Source organism: Catenulispora sp. MAP12-49 (genome assembly GCF_041262705.1).
In the GTDB taxonomy this organism is placed as follows: Bacteria; Actinomycetota; Actinomycetes; order Streptomycetales; family Catenulisporaceae; genus Catenulispora.
On record NZ_JBGCCP010000001.1, the window covers coordinates 370,078 to 384,070 of the forward strand.

At 67.5% G+C, this 13,993-nt stretch carries 8 protein-coding genes and 1 pseudogene; 3 read left to right on the forward strand and 6 right to left on the reverse strand.

What is annotated here, in order from left to right:
• Positions 1-938 precede the first annotated feature (938 nt).
• Together ABIA35_RS01635 and ABIA35_RS01640 are read left to right on the forward strand one after the other, a co-directional pair.
• The gene (locus ABIA35_RS01635) at positions 939-1,682 is read left to right on the forward strand and encodes an IPT/TIG domain-containing protein (protein ID WP_370356229.1); all 744 of its coding nucleotides are present in this window, start codon (positions 939-941) and stop codon (positions 1,680-1,682) included.
• Positions 1,683-2,818: 1,136 nt separating this feature from the next.
• Complete coding sequence (locus ABIA35_RS01640) at positions 2,819-3,562, forward strand: IPT/TIG domain-containing protein (protein ID WP_370356231.1); 744 nt, start codon at positions 2,819-2,821, stop codon at positions 3,560-3,562.
• A gap of 491 nt (positions 3,563-4,053) precedes the next feature.
• Here ABIA35_RS01640 and ABIA35_RS01645 read toward each other — a convergent pair.
• Together ABIA35_RS01645 and ABIA35_RS01650 are read right to left on the reverse strand one after the other, a co-directional pair.
• Positions 4,054-4,376: pseudogene (locus ABIA35_RS01645) on the reverse strand (transposase); the annotation flags it as partial.
• 275 nt (positions 4,377-4,651) lie between these two features.
• Positions 4,652-6,742 (reverse strand): hypothetical protein, encoded by a 2,091-nt coding sequence (locus ABIA35_RS01650; protein WP_370356233.1) that lies wholly within the window; start codon positions 6,740-6,742, stop codon positions 4,652-4,654.
• A gap of 878 nt (positions 6,743-7,620) precedes the next feature.
• Here ABIA35_RS01650 and ABIA35_RS01655 point away from each other — a divergent pair.
• Positions 7,621-8,538 (forward strand): hypothetical protein, encoded by a 918-nt coding sequence (locus tag ABIA35_RS01655; RefSeq protein WP_370343040.1) that lies wholly within the window; start codon positions 7,621-7,623, stop codon positions 8,536-8,538.
• A 991-nt stretch (positions 8,539-9,529) separates the two neighbouring features.
• Here ABIA35_RS01655 and ABIA35_RS01660 read toward each other — a convergent pair.
• From ABIA35_RS01660 to lepB, 4 genes are all read right to left on the reverse strand, one after another.
• A complete protein-coding gene (locus ABIA35_RS01660; RefSeq protein ID WP_370356235.1) occupies positions 9,530-10,252 on the reverse strand; it encodes a hypothetical protein in 723 nt (240 codons plus the stop codon).
• Positions 10,253-10,308: 56 nt separating this feature from the next.
• Entirely contained in the window at positions 10,309-10,617 is a 309-nt protein-coding gene (locus ABIA35_RS01665; protein WP_370343042.1) for a hypothetical protein, read from the reverse strand.
• Between the two features lie 99 nt (positions 10,618-10,716).
• On the reverse strand, positions 10,717-12,777 hold the full coding sequence (locus ABIA35_RS01670) for a phosphocholine-specific phospholipase C (RefSeq protein ID WP_370356237.1): 2,061 nt from the start codon (positions 12,775-12,777) through the stop codon (positions 10,717-10,719).
• A 98-nt stretch (positions 12,778-12,875) separates the two neighbouring features.
• A complete protein-coding gene (gene lepB, locus ABIA35_RS01675; RefSeq protein ID WP_370343044.1) occupies positions 12,876-13,835 on the reverse strand; it encodes a signal peptidase I in 960 nt (319 codons plus the stop codon).
• Positions 13,836-13,993: the final 158 nt, after the last annotated feature.

Sequence of the window (13,993 nt, forward strand, 5' to 3'; positions counted from 1 at the left end):
GGGACGGCGGCACGCGGCGGATGACGGGTGAGGTGCGGGGCTCGACCGCCGCTCAGGGCTGACGGTGAGCCGGCGCCGCTCGCCGGGGAAAGTGGGACGGCCTAGAGGTCTAACTACTTTCAGTAACCGCCACAGGTCCCGGGGGCGCAATAGCCCTGATGCGAAAATCACTCTTCCGTGTCCCAGGCGATGACCTGGCGCGGCTCAGCCGTTCGGCGGGCTCAGCCGCGGCGCGTGCGTGGGCACGCGGCACGACCGGCTCAAGCTCGACAGTCGGCCACCTCGGCGCCGGATCGCTCCGCGGGAACATCACGACGCAACAACCGGCAGATTCGACACAAGGCCCCTGATCCACCATGGCACCACGCTCGCGCCATGGTCGCTCTTCGCTCGAAAGAGTGATTTCGCGGCAGGGCTATTGCGGCCCGGAGACCTGCGACGGTTACTGAAAGTAGCTAAACCGGTGGGCCGCCCACCTCCCGGGGGAGCGGCAAGGAGCTCGGCCATCCGTCGAACGGCGGTCGGGGTCCGTGCCGCAAGGGCACCCCGGAGGAGGAATCAGCCACCAGTCGGTGTCCCCGGGGACCCGGCAGGTGCGGCGGATCCACGTCAAGTCCCTAAAGGGCGTCATACAGACGACGGTTCGTATGCTCCCGGCCCCCTCCTTCGGGGTCCCCAGTCCTGGACCAAGGTTCGGCTGCCCGCCACCGCGCCCTGCCCGGGCGCCGGCGGCCGGGACTCGACGGGCTTGATCACGAGCACCGTCGCGACCGCCCGAGCAGCCCGGTCACCGCCACGCGTGGCGCGGTGACCACAGCTGCTCCTCTCGGTACTCAAGGCCGACCAATCCCACGTCGACCTGCGACAACGCGGTCGGCGGCCGCGACCGCCCGCCGCACCAGGAGTCGCGCATCAGCCAACTGCAAGGAGCAACGCGAATGCCCATCTCTCCTAACCAGGGATCCACCGGTGGCGGGACCACCGTCACCATCACCGGAGTCAACCTCGCCGGTGCGACCGCAGTGCACTTCGGCACCAAGCTGGCCACCATCACCGCGAACACCCCCACCTCGGTCACGGTCACCTCGCCGTCCGGCGCCGGGACCGTGGGAGTGACCGTGACCACAGCGGGCGGCACCAGCAACCCGCTGTCGTTCTTCTACGTGGGAGCCCCGTTCAAGGCCGCCCTGGGCACCAGCTCCGGGCCGACGGCGGGCGGAAACACGGTCGCCATCAGCGGCACTGGGCTCGCGACCGCCACCTCCGTCGCGTTCGGCGCCAACAGCGCGACGCCGACCGTGGTGTCCGACAGCCTGATCGACGTCGTCGTCCCCGCGGGTACCGCGGCGGGGTCGGTCGGCGTCACCGTCACCACCGCCGGCGGCAGCAACAACGGGTTCTCCTACACCTACGTGGACGCCCCCACGGTCACCACTATCACCCCCTCCTCCGGCCCGACCTCCGGAGGCACCGCGGTGACGGTCACCGGAACCGGCCTCACCACCACACAGTCGGTCACCGTCGGCGGCACCGTCGCGCCGTTCACGGTCATCAACGACACGGAACTGTCGATCGTTACCCCGCCCGGTACTGCCGGGGCCGCCGACGTGGTCGTCACCACCACCGGTGGCAGCGCCACCGCCGTGGGCGGCTTCACCTACACCGCCGCACCTGGAATCTGATCAGCGGCCCGCAGCCCAACCGGCCACCGGAACTGCGTAGCGTCTCGCCGGGGCAGAGGAAGCCCTCTGTCCCGGCGGCCGGTCGTCTCCGCGCTCCGCCCATCGCCAGCCCGTCATGCGACGGCATTTATCCCAGGGCGACCGTGGGGAGTGCCACGCCGTCTTCGATTCCGGGCGGGAAGAAGCCAAGGTCGTCATTCCCAGAGCGCCGCCCTCGTCCAGCGTCCAGTGGCGGGCAGTCAGCGCGGCTTGCGACCCAGTCCGACCCGGACTTGTGACGGCGCCGTCTTGCGGATATCTCATGAGGAACCCCGATCGAAATCAACGGTCGACAGTCCTCTGGAGAATTTCGCCTTGAAGCCCAGGCGACATGGAGATCAGCCCGAGAGTGAACTATGTAGCATCCACAACAATTCAGGCACCGCCGCCACAGGTGCTCCCCTTCGACACGAGGGAGCCAGTCTGATGCGCAGTAGCCTGAGACAGGATATCAGCGATGTCGCTTTGCTCGGCGCCGTATCCGTTCGGCTCGCTCCCACGGAATACTGATCAACACCCTGTCGGCGCCCAACGAGGATCACCGGTCTCTCCAGGTCGAAGCAGAGCCGCAGCCCACGACACCGGTGAGCTCCCCTCGACGGGCCCAGCGCCGGGCAGGCGCTGCTGGCTCATGCCGCCGAGGCAACGCATACATCCCCAATATGAGTGACGTCGACCTCATCAGCGTTCGCGGCTAGTGCCGTATTGGGTATTCCCGTAGTGCAGTCATATATCAGCCAGCATCCGGAGCCAGCTGGTACGAGTGACTCGTACTGCGTGTCCAGGGGGGTCGGCATGTGAATGATTCGCATACTCCCGGCTCTACGGGGTCTCTATCCCAAACGCAGGGTTCGGTTCCTTACCGACCGTTTGTCCTGCCCGCGCAGCAGGGGATGCGGACTCGGCGGACCAGTTATTGCGATATCGCGATCACCTGAACGTTCCGGTCTGCGCCGCCGGCGGCGTTCGACCGCGGCCACGTACAGGTGCCCGGCAGCCGACAGCGCGATGTCGGCCTCCGGCAAACACAACCAGGGGCAGCGACTAGCGCCCGAACTCCACCAAAATCAACCGTTCAACGCACAAGGAGCACGCTCATGCCCATTTCTCCGAACCAGGGATCCACCGGCGGCGGGACCACCGTCACCATCACCGGCACCAACCTCGCTGGCGCGACCGCCGTCAAGTTCGGCACCAAGTCCGCCACCATCACCGCCAACACGCCTACGTCGGTCACCGCCATCTCCCCTTCCGGCACCGGGACCGTGGGCGTCACGGTGACCACCAGCGGTGGGACCAGCAACCCGCTGTCGTTCTTCTACGTTGGGGCGCCGTTCAAGGCGACGCTCAGCGCCAACTCCGGACCGACGGCCGGAGGCAACACCATCACCCTGTCCGGCACCGGCCTGTCCACCGCCTCCAGCGTGGACTTCGGTGCCAACAGCGCCACGCCCACCGTGATCTCCGACAGTCTGATCAGCGTCACGGTGCCTGCCGGCGCCGCGGCCGGATCGGTCGGCATCACGGTCCACACGGCCGGTGGCGCCAGCAACGGGCTGTCCTACACCTATGTGGACGCCCCCACGGCTACCTCCGTCACCCCCAACTCCGGCCCGACCTCGGGCGGCACCGGGGTGACGGTCGCCGGCACCGGCCTGACCACCACCTCGTCCGTCACTGTCGGTGGCGTCGTCGCGCCGTTCTCGGTCGTCAGCGACACCGAACTGTCCGTCGTCACTCCGCCCGGGACCGCGGGGGCGGTCGACCTCGTGGTCAGCACCACGGGCGGCTCCGCCACGCTCACCGGCGGCTTCACCTACGTGGCCGGCCCCGGCATCTGACGCACCCACCCAGCCCGGCAATCCAGCCGGGCTGCGGCCCACCTACCTCTGCGGGGCAGAAGCCGCATCGGCCTCTGCCCCGCAGGACTCCACCAGTAGCGCCATTCCCGCCCTTGAAGATCCGCGAGAAGAGCGCGTTGAACCCACCCCAGACCTGGCCCTAGCCGTGTCCGTCCCGACCCTGAGCACCATCAACCCCACCAAGGCCTCACGTCCGGCGGCACATCGGTGACTTTGACCGGAACGGCGCTCACTGCCGCCACCGCCGTCAAATTCGGCAGGCTAGGACTTGATTTGAGTGAGCTTTTGGGAGGCGGCGGCCGACCAGTTGGACGCGGCGTGCGTCGAGCTGTCGATTCTGGTGACCGCGCAGCCGTGTTCGCCGCCGGAAGGCCGTTGCGGGGTCAAGCAGGTGCGTGAGGGCCTGGGTCTGCCAGAGGGGAAGCACGCCACGGAGTCGGCGGCTAGCAAACCCCTGTCTACCAGCGCCTCAAACAGCGCCGCCTCCAAGCCACGGGCAACAACCGTACCCGGAACTGCGACAACACGCTGCAATCGAACCCGGGATCGTCGAGCTCAAGACCTGAGCGCCTACTTCACATCGATCCCGCCGCGCACCGCGGCCGCCGCCGCCCGATCCGTCCGACCCTCCGCGAACTGCAACACCGCCACCAGCACCAACATCCCCGGCGGCAGACCCGGACGGCCCCGGCGAGAAGACGTGGCCGCAAATCGGCCATCGGCGAACACCGAGCCGAGCTCCTCACGCACCCGCATCGCCAGCGACCCCTTCGCCGAACGCAGCCCTCGCCACCCGTGCAGTGTGGCCTCTGGCACCGGTGGCAACACACCTGGCTTGATCGGCACGACGACCCTACCCAGCCGATTACAGCCAGACCCCGCACATCAGCATCCACCACCACATCTGAGACGGCGACGCTGCTGCCACGGTGAAGTTCCTGATCCGGGACCGCGGCTCCAACTTCACCGCCGCCTTCATAGCGTCCTGGCCGACGCCGCATCCGCAATGTCCTGTGCAACACACGGACCCCAGGCATGAACGCGATCACCATGGAACGCTGGATTGGCTCAGTGTGCGGCGGGATTTTGGTTCCTTGAGGTCACAGGAGCTGATTCGCCCTCGTGGAGCAGGGAGTTGGCCTCGGTGCGGGAGCTGTCGGCTTGGCCGGTTCGGCCGAGCCCGTCCAGGGCGGTCGCCAAGGTATGGAGGGTGGCGGCTAGGCGGGGCTGGTAGGTAGTTGGGTCGGTCTCCGCCAGGCGCCGGTTGAGGTCGACGGCCTCCCGGAGGGCGAGGTGTTTGGCGTGCATGCCGAGGTGGCGAGACAGGGTATGGAGTGCCGCGGCCAGGCGGGGGCTGTGAAGGGCTGAGGCGGTATCGGCGAGTTGCCTATAGAGGACGATGGCTTCCTCGGCGGCGGCCAGTGCGTCGACACGCTGGTTGAGGCTGGCGTGGAACTCAGCCAGGTCGGTCAGGCAGCCTGCGAGGTCAAGGGTGAACTCAGATGGGCGGTTGTGGGCTAGGCGCCGGTAGAGCGCGGCGGCCTCTTGCAGATTGTTCACGGCGTCGGGGTTTAGCAGCGGGGAGCAGCGGGTGGCGCGTCCGTGCAGATGAGCGGCGAGTTCGGCCAAGTGGGTATCAGGGTCGTGACTGGCAAGTTGCCGGTAGATCGTTTCGGCGGTTTGAGCGGCGGTGGCGGCTGGCTCGTGCCGGCCCAGCGCGTCCCACCAGATGCTTAGCAACATCAGACCGGAGGCGAAGTGTTGACGGTAGCGATCTGGGCGGTCGGTGGCTAGGCGCTCATAGTGACTGACGGCTTCTTCAAGTGCGGCCAGGCCATCGCGCCGGCCGCTTCCACTGCGGCGTACTGCGAGGGCCAGCAGGCAGGCGGCCAGATCCGGCTGGGAGGTGGCGGGGTCGAGTTCGGCTAGGCGCCGATAGTGGATGGCCGCCTGTTCGGTGGCCTCGAGGGCGTCATCCGGCCGGGCTGCGGCCTCCAGCCGTGCAGCCAGGGCCAGCAGGCAGGCGGCCAGATCCGGCTGGTAGGTGGCGGGGTCGAGTTCGGCTAGGCGCCGATAGTGAATGGCCGCCTGTTCGGTGGCCTCGAGGGCGTCATCCGGCCGGGCTGCGGCCTCCAGCCGTGCAGCCAGGGCCAGCAGGCAGGCGGCCAGATCCGGGATGTATCCGCCGGTCGGGTCCTCATCGGCTGCGACGCGCAGTGCCGCGATGGTTTCCTCGATGAGAATCAGGCTCTCTGGCGAGTGGTCGTCTGGATCTTGGCGGTAGAGCAGGTCAACCAGGCACGCCGCCAGATCCGGGCCGAAGGTGCGAGGTTGCTGCTCGGCCAATCGGCGGTAAGCCGTGGTGGCCTGGTGGATCGTGGCGAGTGACTTCTCGGGGTATCCATTGTCGTCGTAGCGGCCGGCCAGCACACGTAACGAGGCGGCGAGGTCGGCCAGAAACATGTCCGGTTTGACTTCGGCCAGTCGTAGGCGCAGGCTCACGGACTCTTCAGCGGCGCCCAGCGCTGCGGCATGCCGTTCTTCGCGGGCACGCCGGACGCCCAGGGCATGCAACGCTGCAGCCAACTCCGCGTTGTAGAAGTCGGGTTGGGTCGCAGCCAAACGCCGGTAGACAGTGACAGCCTCCTCGGTGGCAATCATCGCCTCACTTGAGCGGGCTGCGGCTTCGAAGCGGTCGGCCAGCCTGCTCAGGGCTGTGGCCAGGTCGGCATAGTGCTTGTCGGGACGGGCTGCGGCCAAATGCCGGTAGATGGTGACAGCCTCCTCGGTGGCGGTCACCGCATCATCCGAGTGTGCTGCGGCTTCGTAGCGGTCGGCCAGCCTGCTCAGAGCCGCGGCCAGGTCAGCGTGGTACTTGGGTCGGTGAGCTGCGGCCAAACGCCGGTAGATGGCGACTGCCTCCTGGTTGGCGGCCAGTGACCTGGTGGGGCTCACATCGGTCTCGCACTGGATCGCGAACGCGATCAACGCGTCGGCCATCGCTTTCGCGGCGGCCTCCACGCCTGGCACTGTGCAGTCGGCTTCTCCGGCCCACTGCGAGGCTTGAACCCGATATTGCTGGATGACCTGTTCATGGATCTTGACGGTTGTCGAGGTCCAGCCACGTCGTGACTGAGAGGACAGTGCCATCGCGGTCAACGGCTTGAGGAGGCTCCAAGACAGCAGTCGACGAGCACCGCCTACGTCTTGCGGCATGCCGGTGCCGGCAGCGGAACGATGGACAGAACCCGGCGTCAGCGCTGTCGCTATCCCAGTGTGCTGTCGTTGTGTCCTCCTGTCGGCTTCCATGTCATCAATACAGGCGGGTTCGGGTTCCGGTAGGCCGGATCGCATCTGGTATCCCCATCCGTGATCCTGAGGCTGTTCGCAGTCCGCCGACGCAGAGGTGCCGTTCGCTGCACTGACGCCTGCCGGTACAGACAGTGTCATGGCCTGTAGGCCTTGACGGTCCGCTTCAGGGACGACCGACATTGCGAAGCTCTCCGTTCTCGTCAACCCGAGGTCACGAAGAGTAGTCGTTCGTCTACTCAATCCTGCAAGTGGATCATGGATTTCCGGTGGTATGCACATGGGCGTCCACCCAATGGAGCAGCAACCCGGCTCCATACTTGCCGCTGATCTGCTCACTCAAGCCGGGGCACCCATCCTCGGGGCTAAAGGCCTCACATCGTTTGGCGAGGAGATGCCGAGACGGGTCATGATTCAGCGCTGGCGTGAGACTGGCGTGACGCCCGTGTCGGCAGGCTTCACAGCGTCCTGGCTTCCGATGCTCGATCGTCGAGGCTTTGTCAGATATTTGAGCCGTCCGAGTGAATATTCACTAGCTACCCCTTGACTGCTTGATGAGATGCAGGGCAGCACCTGTAGCGTCATCACCGAAAAACTCGCCCGTTCCTGGTCGGCAGAAGGCCGGACAAGATGCAGCATCTCCCGCGTCCTGGCGGACATGCACCCTTAGCACGGGCACTGCGTGCGGTAGCTCTGTGAAGGCGCATCGAACTTTCGTAATCCGCTAGATGCCCGATCAGCGGCCGACCGTATGGGCAAAGGTACTCATGTTCAATTCGACGCGGCACGTAGTTGCTGGAATCCGGGCTGGCTACACAGAGGAGAGCATGCGGTCGGCGCTGGCTGGAGTCGCCCCCGACGGGAGTCTGGGGTTAGATGCATGCAGCCCCGGTCAAGCCGAACTTCGGGCGCTACTGGCGCTTCACTTGTTCAATGCGGGCGCCGCGAGTGCATTTCCAGCGCACAGCTTCGTCTTCGCCCTCTCCTGGTACAGGATCACCGTGTCCCCGAGGTACCACGATTTGGTCCTCATCACTGACGAGCCGGACAAGGTCATGAGCTACATAGTGCGGCAGACGCAAGATGTGCATTTTGGTGAGCTTGCCGGGCTTCGGGTGGAAAGCTTCGACAAGAGTGTCTCAGGCTTCCGACTGCGCCACCTCCCGACCGGAGCGAGTATCACTGTGACCGCCGATGAAAGCGGCCACCTCGGCCACACGGCGACATGCCCCGCCGACTACGGCTCGGGACGGCTCGCGAACTTGGACGTGCCTATAAGCACTGCCGAAAAAGACGTCCTGAACCGACTTATGGAGCCCACGACCCCGGATGTGCGCACGTTACTCGCCGCGCTCGTAGCGCGTTTCTCCGCCGTCGATGTCTGCGGGCAATGGGCGGTCGGCCTGTGGTATCGGGACCCGCTGCGCCGTCCGAACTCCCCAGAACGACCAGAGCACATGTCACGCCGCCTGTGGGGCGACGGCGAGGAGTGGGAGATGCGATGGAACTATCACCCACGCATCGAGGACATCAGCGGTGCCCTCACAGATCCCGTTGCTGGCCTTCGAGGCGCTCACGTTGTCCGACGAGGTGGCGATCACGTGATCAGTTATAGGGGTGCAAGGCTCACTGTGGGACGTCTGTAGAAACGCCGCCGACACGTGACGATCAGTGATAGCTGAGGATGTGACCTTCGGTATCAGGCCGAGCTGCAATACGATCAGCGCCGGTCGACTCAGGACACCTTCGGCCAGGAAGGCTCGCCGAGTGCTATGGCGATCGGTGAAGGTGTCGAGGCGGCGCTGCTGAGGATGAAGGGCTGACGTTCAACGGTGGTTCGAGGCCGAGCCCGGTTTCGGCGATGAAGCCGTCGCGCCGGTACTGCATGACGCGTAGTCGGGTCTTGACCAGCGCGGCCAGGGCGTCGGTGCTGTGTGGGACGAGGTTGACCAGTGATCGTTTCAGCGCCGACCACACACCTTCCATCGGATTCGTGGCTTTGACTTCTTGCACTCAAGCGGATAGGCGGAAATTCCCGATCAGAACGGCTCGGATGAGCCCGCAGGAATGCATGCTCATCCATTCGGGCCATTCGATGTGCCATTCGCTTACGGCGATGGTTATGCTGCCCGCCTCGGGAATATCTGACCGAGCCCTATAAGAAAGGCGCCAACCATGATCCTCCAGAGCCTTGTGACCTTTGTTCAGGGAGTCCTGAACCTCCTGGCAGGACTCCTGTAGACCGCAGCAGCCTGCCGCTCCTCTCAGTGAGAGGCTGCTCTACCGCGCGCCGTGATTGCCCGAGCGTTGAGCGTGATTGCTTAATCGAACATGACGTCTCGGATGCTCACGTTTGAGTGATACGCGAGTAGGCCCCAAGGGCCTCCGGTGCAGCTCCTAATCCAGACGTGAGAAGGCCCCGCAGACGTACCGCGGGGCCTCATCCATGCGCGAGCACCGCCCTGGCGCCGGCCGGAGACCCAGCGGCGGGCGGTGCTCAGCTCGATGATTCACTCGTCGTCACCGGCGCGCGGGCGTCCCGACCCGGCGCGCCGGCGGTGGTGGTGCCGGGACGGCGTTCCCCGCCGTCCCGGCGCCAGAGCTCGGACTCCCAGAGCCCTGTCAGCCAAATGCGTGTCAGCCGTTCGACGTGCTCTTGGCGCCCTTCAGCACGTCGCGCACGGTCTTGGCGTCCGTGATCGCCTTCTTGAGGTCGGCGCGGGCGTCCTTGGCGGCGCCGCTGACGCCCTTCACCGACGCGGTCAGGGCCTTGCCGTCCGGGCCGGACTGCAGGCCCAGCAGGCTCGCGTCCTGGCCGGAGATCCGGGTGGTGGCGGCCTGGACCGCGCTGCTCATGTCGGCCAGCAGGTCCTTGTTCGCCTGGGTGTCGGCGGCCGGGTCCTTGGCCAGCCGGTCGGCCAGCTCGTCGTGCACCTTCACCAGACGCGCCGCGGCGGCGGTCTCGACGTCCATCGCGTGCGTGAGGTGGACCTTCGGCGCCACCAGGATGTAGACGCGGTAGTCGTCGACCATCGCCTTGCCGTCCGCGCGGACGGCGGCCTCGGTGGTCTCGCTGGCCACCTTCGTCTTCAGCGCGGTCAGGCCGGAGACGTCGGAGGCCAGCAGCTGGGTGAGGGTGGCGCGGGCGGCGTCCGGCACGTCCTTGTAGGCGGCCAGCGCCGTCTGCATCTTGCCCAGGTCGGTCAGCCGGCCGGTGATGCCGTCGGTGACCGCGGCCTTGGCCTTGGCCAGGCCGGCGGCGTTGTCGGAGGTGGTGGCGGCCTGCGCCGGCAGGGCGACGGCGCCGACGGCGATGATGGCGCCGACGGCGGCGGCGCTCAGACGGGTACGCATGGACATGGTGGTCCCTCCTTGGAGGATTCGAGGACGAAGGAAGATGTGGGGGCCCGGCGGGCTCAGCCGTTGTCGCCGGCCGTCTGGGTCGGCTCGGCCGAGCTCAGCGCGCCGTCGATGTCCGACAGCTGCTGGTCCAGCGAGTTCAGGTCGCCGTCCGGGTCGTCCGCCACGCCGTGGGAGTCGGTGCTGCCGACGGTGCCGGCGCTGCTGGCGCCCGCGGCCGCGCCGCCGGGCGCGGTCGAGGTGGCGGTCACGCCCGCGCCGGCCGGGGCGGATCCGCCCGTGCCGGCCGATCCCTTGCCCGAGCACGCGGCCAGGGCGCCCACACAGGCCAGAACGGCCAGGGCCGATGCGATTCTCGACTTCATGCTTCGATGGTCGCCCCAGCGCGGTAAGCCCTCGATCAATAAGGGATACGTAAACGCCCCGGGGCGGTGCCCCGGGGCGTTCAGTCGTGTCCGGCCCGGTCAGCCGGTGATGATCGCCGGGTCGCTGAGGCTCGGCCGGCCGTTCTCCACGTGGCCGGCGAACCGCCGCACGTACGCGGCGTCGTGGTCGCAGGTGACGACGGCGTCGTACCAGCCGTCGGCACCGGAGGCGTTCACGACGTGCGTCACGTAGGCGCCGGGGCGCACGCGGTGCGTGGCCGGGCGGTCGCAGCCGTAGGAGTCGGTGATGGTCACGGTGACGTCGGCGGGGCCGGAGTTCGTCAGCCGCAGCCTCAGGTTCTGGCTGTTCCCGACGTGCTCCGCCAGGACGTCCAGCCCGGCCTTGGCCGCGTCGCCCTTGAACTCGCGCAGGAAGCCGTTGGCACCGCGCACGTCGTAGTCGTAGACGCCGGCGAGCTTCCAGGAGCCGTCGATGCCCTGGCCGGCGCCGACGGTGTAGCTCCACGGGCCGGTCTTGTCCACGGTCGAGCTCACGACGAAGTTCGCGCCCGCGCCGCCGTGGCTGGCGAAGGCGATCCGCAGCGCCCCGCCCGCGATCCGGCCGTCCGCCGCCAGGTCGTACGGCACCGCGCGGGCGGGGCGCCGGCCGGCCTCCTGCTTGGGCATCGACGCGGTCGCCGGCAGGGTCACGGGGTAGCTGTTGTGCCGCGCGTGGTCCGGCGGCACGTAGGAGGCGGTGCTCGGCAGCGGCGGGACCTGGGTCTGGCGCAGGCCGAAGTCGAAGGCACTGGTCAGGTCGCCGCAGACGGCCCGGCGCCAGGGCGAGATGTTGGGCTCGTGGACGCCGAACCGCTTCTCCAGGAAGCGGATCACCGAGGTGTGGTCGAAGGTCTCGGAGTCCACCCAGCCGCCCTTGCTCCAGGGCGAGACCACGAACATCGGCACGCGCAGGCCCAGACCGTAGGAGCCCTCGTCGAAGCCGCGGCCGGCGGAGTAGTACTCGGTCGAGGCGTCCACCGTGGAGGCGCCGCCGACCGGGCCGCCGGGCGCGAACGGCGGGACCACGTGGTCGAAGAAGCCGTCGTTCTCGTCGTAGGTGATGAACAGCGCGGTCTTGCTCCACAGCTCCTCGTCCGAGGACAGGATGTCCAGGACCTGCGAGACGTACCAGGCGCCGTAGTTCACCGGCCAGTTCGGGTGCTCGCTGAACGCCTCCGGCGCGGTGATCCAGGAGACCTGCGGCAGCGTGCCGTTCTTCACGTCCTGGGCCAGCACGTCGAAGTAGCTCTGCCCGGCCGCGGCGTTGGTGCCGGTGCGCGCGTTGTCGTACAGCGGGTCGCCGGGCTCGGCCTTCTGGTACTGGTGGAAGTACAGCACCGAGGTGTCGCCGTAGTTGCCGATGTAGGCGTCGTCGGTCCAGCCCCAGGAGCCGTTGGCGTCCAGGCCGGTACCGGTGTCCTGGTAGATCTTCCAGGAGACGCCGGCGGCCTGCAGCCGCTCGGGGTAGGTGGTCCAGTCGTAGCCGGCCTCGGCGTTGTCCAGGACCGGGCCGCCGCCCTTGCCGTCGTTGCCCGTGAAGCCGGTCCACAGGTAGTAGCGGTTGGGGTCGGTCGAGGTCATCAGCGAGCAGTGGTAGGCGTCGCAGACCGTGAAGGCGTCGGCCAGCGCGAAGTGGAACGGGATGTCCTCGCGCTCGAAGTGCGCCATCGTGCCCGGGCCCTTGGCCGGGATCCACTGGTCGTGGTTCCCGTGGTTCCAGGCCTGGTGGCCGCCGTTCCAGCTGTGGTCCAGGCCGTCCAGGAACTTCAGGCCCAGGTCCGGCACGCCGGCCGGCCGCCAGGGCAGGAACTCGGTGCCCGAGGCGTCGGCCTGGTGCCAGACCGCCTTGCCGTTCGGCAGCCGCGCCGGACGCGGGTCGCCGAAGCCGCGCACGCCGCGCAGCGTGCCGAAGTAGTGGTCGAAGCTGCGGTTCTCCTGCATCAGGATCACCACGTGCTCGATGTCGTTGATGGTGCCGGTCCGGCGGGCGGGCTGCACGGCGGCGGCGCGGGCGATGCTCGCGGTGAGCATCGGCATCGAGGTCGCGGCGGCGGCGCCGCCGGTGATCTGAAGGAACCGGCGACGATTCACTGCGGTCATGGGGCGGAAGCTCCTTGGGAGACAAGGGTGGGCTCCCAAAGTGTTCGCAGGTTAGGAAGAACTCTTAACCACCATGAAGCGAAGACCCGTGGAAAGACCTAAGAACCCGCAGGATGGTCGTCCCGCAGCCAGGACACGACCCCGACCACGTGTCCGACCACGTTCTTGGTCGGCACGAAGCCCGCGTCGCCGCCCTTCTTCAGGTAGTTCCACGACGAGTCGCCGGAGTGCTCCCGGTTGTCGCCGAGCACCCACAGGTCGCCCTGCGGCACCGTCACCTTGTAGACGCCGTTGTAGCAGGGCATCCCCTGCTTGCCGTTCATGATGTACGGCTCGTCGAGCGCGACGCCGTTGCGGTACACCGGCCCGTCCTGCGTCTTGCACTCGATGGTGTCGCCGCCGACGCCGATGATCCGCTTGATGAGCAGGTCGTCGTGCTGGTCCGGCAGGATGCCCACGTCAGCCAGCAGGTCCGGCAGGTTGATCGGACCGCCGGTGCTGCCGGCCGAGCTCATCAGCCAGTTGTGCGGGTCGTGGAAGACGATGACCTGGCCCCGCGCCGGAGCGCCGCCGACCCACGTGGACACCTTGTCGACGAAGACCCGGTCGCCCTTGTACGTCGTCGGCTCCATCGACGGCGAGGGGATGTAGTACATCTGCACCAGGAAGGTCTTGATCAGCGAGGTCAGCGTGAGCGAGATGACCACGTAGCCCAGGATCTCCAGCCAGGCCGGGATCCGGCGGCGCTTGGCCTGCTGAGTGCGGGCCGCACGGCGGCCGCCACCGCGGCTGGGACGCGGCTCCGGCTCGGACTCGAGCCCGGCGGCGCCGGCCTGGTGATCGGCATCGGGACCGGGGGCCGCGACCGGGTCGTAGCCGTTCTGCGCGGCGTAGTTGTAGTCGCTGTGCTCGGCGCTGTAGCTGTGCTCCGCGCCGTAACCGTTCTCGGCGCCGTAGCTGTGCTCGGTACCGTAGCCGTTCCCTGTGCTGTAGCCGTCGCCGAAGGGCGGGTCCGCGGGCTGGGAGCCCACGGCCGCGTCGGGATCAGTAGCGGCCACGTGCGCCCCCGTTTCAAGTCCTGGGTTATCGGTTCACCTTATGGCCGATCGGCGGGCCAAGGAAGAGCGGTTGGTTAGAGGGTGCGCGGATTGGTGGCCGGTCTGGCGAGGCGGCAGCGCCGCCGTAGCGCACGGAAAACTCGTCGGGAACGAGGCTG